Origin of the sequence: Poseidonibacter lekithochrous, assembly GCF_018861145.1 — a bacterium.
GTDB classification, from domain to species: domain Bacteria; phylum Campylobacterota; class Campylobacteria; order Campylobacterales; family Arcobacteraceae; genus Poseidonibacter; species Poseidonibacter lekithochrous_A.
This window is the reverse complement of the sequence record NZ_JAHKQT010000037.1, coordinates 1-1,729: the sequence shown is the minus strand read 5'-3', so window position 1 is coordinate 1,729 and position 1,729 is coordinate 1. Positions and strand designations below refer to the sequence as shown.

Below are 1,729 nucleotides of genomic sequence, written 5' to 3'. Positions count from 1 at the left end.
CCATTCATCAACCCACGTTTCACCATGCTTAGCTTCAAGCTGTTTAATGATTGCTACAGATTCCTTGTCAGAAGCCCCTACAAACGACAATGCAAGCGGGCCAAGAGCTAAGTCATAGAGACGGCGCCCATTTTCCGAAACATAATAGTATTGACGTTTAGGAACCGCGGTTGCCAAAATGTCGATTTGACGGCTATTGAGGCCCATTCGACGATAAAGAGCCGCTGTATCTTCATCACGCGCATACACGTTAGGAAGAAAGATTTTGGTTGCAGTAGACTCGACAATAACGTCTAGGATTCCAGAGTTGGCCGCATCAGACAGACTTTGTGTTGCCATAAGAACCAGACAATTCGCCTTACGAAGAACTTTGAGCCATTCTCGAATTTTTTCACGGAAAGCTGGATGCCCTAGCATTAGCCATGCTTCATCTAAAATAATGACGGACGGTTGACCTTTCAGGCTGCACTCGATACGACGGAATAGGTAAAGCAATACTGGCAGTGCGAACTTCTCGCCCAGGTTCATCAATTCTTCGATTTCAAATGTTGTGAAATCCGTTAAAGACAATCCATCTTGTTCAGAGTCCAATAGATGACCCATAGCCCCATCTACTGTGTATTGGCGCATCGCTTCACGGATATTTTCATCCTGGATTGTTAAGGAGAACTCAGACAGTGTACGCGCACCGCTTTCGTACATACTTTGGATTGCGTTACCAATCTCGTTACGTTGAGCTGGAGTGGTATTAACCCCGTTTAACGCCAAAATGGTATCAATCCATTCCATCGCCCATGCGCGATCTGATTTGCTATCTAAGAATTGCAATGGACAGAACGCTAGGCGGTCATCGTCTGCACCAACAGAAAAATGTAATCCATTGACAGCCTTTGTTAATGGGTACATAGACATACCCTTGTCGAAAGCATAAATAGACATGCCTTTGTATCTGCGCAGCTGAGCTGCGATTAATGCCAAGTGCGTTGATTTACCCGCCCCTGTTGGACCAAACATAAAAGTGTGCCCCAAATCTCGAACGTGCAGGTTTAACCTAAACGGAGTAGAACCACTTGTTACACAGTTCATTAGTGCTGGCGCCAATGATGGATACATTGGGCAAGGAGCCTTATTTGAACCAGTCCAAACAGTGCTTGTTGGAAGCAAGTCGGCCAGATTCATAGTGTTAATTAGTGGACGACGAACGTTTTCGACACCGTGACCTGGCAGGCTTCCCAAGTAAGCATCCAGAGTATTGATAGTTTCTGTACGAGCTGCGAAACCAAGACGGTTTACTGACTTTTCTACTTGGCGGGCAGACTGTTCTAGTCGGTCGCGGTTTTCATCCATTAGGACGACAACGCTTGTGTAATAACCCGCAGCTACAACACCACTACTGATTTCAGCAATTGCGGCCTCTGCATCTTGAACCATTGATAGTGCATCTTGATCTACAGTGCCGTTATTAGTGTTGAAAACCTGATCAAAGAAACCTCTAATCTTCTGGCGCCACTTTTTACGGAACTTGTCTAAATGTCTTAGTGATTCGTGTTGGTCCATGAATATGAATCGTGATGACCAGCGATATTCAACAGGCAATTCAGCAAGAGCAGAAAGCACTCCTGGATATGACTCCATAGGAAAACCTTCAATCGCTACGACCTGAACAAATTTACGACCGACTTTAGGAACAACACCCCCCCACATTTCCTGACCGCCTAAGTACGCATCC

1 protein-coding gene is annotated in these 1,729 nt (G+C 45.5%); it reads right to left on the bottom strand.

Going from position 1 to position 1,729, the window contains the following annotated elements; genetic code table 11:
• The coding region (locus KO488_RS12780) for a conjugal transfer protein TrbE (protein WP_216059201.1) at positions 1-1,729 on the bottom strand (1,729 nt) is incomplete at both ends.